General features: G+C 28.5%; 5 protein-coding genes. All 5 read left to right on the top strand.

Annotation, left to right across the window (positions count from 1 at the left end):
- The first annotated feature begins 17 nt into the window (after positions 1-17).
- Positions 18-581, top strand: a complete 564-nt coding sequence (locus tag CXF67_RS09390) for a Crp/Fnr family transcriptional regulator (RefSeq protein WP_102088524.1) — start codon at positions 18-20, stop codon at positions 579-581.
- A 115-nt stretch (positions 582-696) separates the two neighbouring features.
- Positions 697-1,113 carry a DoxX family protein gene (locus CXF67_RS09385; protein ID WP_102088523.1) on the top strand — a complete coding sequence of 139 codons (417 nt, stop codon included), beginning with the start codon at positions 697-699 and terminating at the stop codon, positions 1,111-1,113.
- Positions 1,114-1,137: 24 nt separating this feature from the next.
- Positions 1,138-1,332 (top strand): tautomerase family protein, encoded by a 195-nt coding sequence (locus tag CXF67_RS09380; RefSeq protein ID WP_102088522.1) that lies wholly within the window; start codon positions 1,138-1,140, stop codon positions 1,330-1,332.
- A 5-nt stretch (positions 1,333-1,337) separates the two neighbouring features.
- Positions 1,338-1,709, top strand: coding sequence for a nuclear transport factor 2 family protein (locus CXF67_RS09375; RefSeq protein WP_102088521.1), 372 nt, complete (start codon positions 1,338-1,340; stop codon positions 1,707-1,709).
- 24 nt (positions 1,710-1,733) lie between these two features.
- Positions 1,734-2,015 (top strand): hypothetical protein, encoded by a 282-nt coding sequence (locus CXF67_RS09370; RefSeq protein ID WP_145990437.1) that lies wholly within the window; start codon positions 1,734-1,736, stop codon positions 2,013-2,015.
- The last annotated feature ends 303 nt before the right edge of the window (positions 2,016-2,318 follow it).

Genomic DNA, 2,318 nt, shown 5'->3' with positions numbered 1-2,318 from the left:
CCGTTGTAAACAATTAAATGAAACATCCGTTAAAGCAACATATAGAAGAAATAATTAAGCTGACAGACGAAGAGTTTGAATTCATCTTGAGCCATTTTGAAACTACAACCAAACGTAAATATCAATACATTTTACAAGAAAATGAAATTGCTGACAAAGAATATTGGATAGTGAAAGGTTGTCTAAAAAGCTACTTTTTTGACGAAAGCGGAAAAGAACATATTTTACAGTTCGGAATGGAAAATTGGTGGATAACAGATTATGAATCCTTTATAAAACAATCTAAATCAAAAATAAATATAGACTGCATCGAAGATTGCGAATTGCTGTACATAACTTATGAAAACAGAGAAAAACTCACTAAAGAAATGCACAAAATGGAACGGTTTTGGGCGAAGAAAAGTAAGTTTGGCAGAATAGCACTTCAAAACAGAATTTTATCGTTATTAAAAAATTCTTCAAAAGAACGCTATGAATTTCTTCTGGAACAATATCCAAAGCTTTTTCAAAGAGTACCAAAAAAACTTATAGCTTCCTATTTAGGTGTCAGTAGAGAAACATTAAGTCGATTAAATTCCTGAAATAAATTTCTTTAACGTGTGACATTTGTCACAAATTATTAGTGACAATAGTCCTGTGGTTAGTCCAATCATTTTTTGACTTTTGTATCATAATAATTTTAAAAAATTAAATGATATGAACACTTTAGAAAATTTTCAAAACAAAGACACAGGATTACTTTTACAAAGATTGAGTATTAGCGTACTTATTCTATTCCACGGAATTGCAAACTTGACTTCCAATTATTCATTTATCAAAAGTTTATTAAATGGTATCGGAATTCCAGAATTTGTTGCATACTCTGTTTTTATAGGTGAAATAATTGCACCAATACTCATAATCATCGGTTGGAGAACAAGATTGGCAAGTTTAGCATTAGCTATTAATATGTTAGTTGCTATTTTAATGGCTCATACATCGGATATTTTTACCTTAAATCAATTTGGAGGTTGGGGAATTGAACTACAAGGCTTATACCTATTTGGTGCAATCGTAATATTTTTATTAGGTGCAGGAAAGTATGCAGTATCAAGCACTTCAAAATGGGATTAAATAAAGAATTTTAAATAAAAAAATATGCCTTACATAAACATTAGGGTTACAGATACAAATGTAACCAAAGAACAAAAAAGACTATTAATTGAAGGTGCTACGCAATTGGTCGTTAGTATTTTAAACAAAAAACCTAAAAGTACTCACGTAGTAATTGACGAAATACCAATTGAAAATTGGGGATTTAACGGAAAACAATCTTTAGTAACTAAAAAATAGTCATAATGTATCAAGACAATATTAAAGAAATAGAAATTTTAATCAATAAATACTTCGAGGGAATTTTTTATGGCAATACTTCTAGTCTTGAAACTTGTTTTAGTGTTAATGCAAATATTTATGGAGTTATAAATTCAAGTGAATATTCTAAAAGTGTTGACGAATATATTAAAACAGTTAAAGATAGAAAAAGCCCGAATGATTTAGGAGAAATTTTAAAAATGTCAATCGTAGGAATAGATATACTTGGCAAAATTGCAATGGTAAAATTACACGTACCAATGTTAGGCTTTAATTATTATGACTACTTATCCCTTTTCAAAATAAATGGCAAATGGAAAATAGTTAATAAACTATTTTCCAACGTAGTTTTGTAAAATTCCTAAATAACTAATATGATTATGGAAATTACAATCAAACAATTTGAACATAAAGATGCTGAATTGATTGTTAAATATTGGTACAGTCTAACCGATTTTGAACTATTAAAATTTGGTGCAGATAAAACAAAATTTTTGAAGCCAAAAGATTGGACCCGAAAATTAAAAGAAGAAATTGACAAAAACCTTGAACAAAAACAATTCTATTATTTACTTTGGTTTCTAGACAACATTCCTGTAGGTCATTCAAATATTGACAAAATCAAATTTGGAGAAACTGCATTTATGCACCTACATCTTTAGAAATAAGCTTTTAGGCAAAGGAATTTAGGTTTTCAATTTTTACAAAAAACTATTCAATTGTATTTAAAAACTTTTGAATTAAGAAAACTCTATTGCGAACCGAAATCGGACAATCAAGCACCAAATCGGGTATTAGAAAAATTAGGTTTTGAATTTATAAAGCAGTCAGAGAAAGTACCAAACTGGATAACATTTCATCAAGAAGTGAATGAATATGTCTTGAATAGAAATGAATTAAAAGAGGAAATATAGTAGAATAACTGTTTCCAACAAAGTACTGTGGTAAAAAACAAGTAAAATCTC

Origin of the sequence: Psychroflexus sp. MES1-P1E (assembly GCF_002836055.1) — a bacterium.
GTDB lineage: Bacteria > Bacteroidota > Bacteroidia > Flavobacteriales > Flavobacteriaceae > Psychroflexus.
The sequence above is the reverse complement of the archived record's forward strand: the minus strand, read 5'-3'. Positions and strand labels throughout refer to the sequence as shown.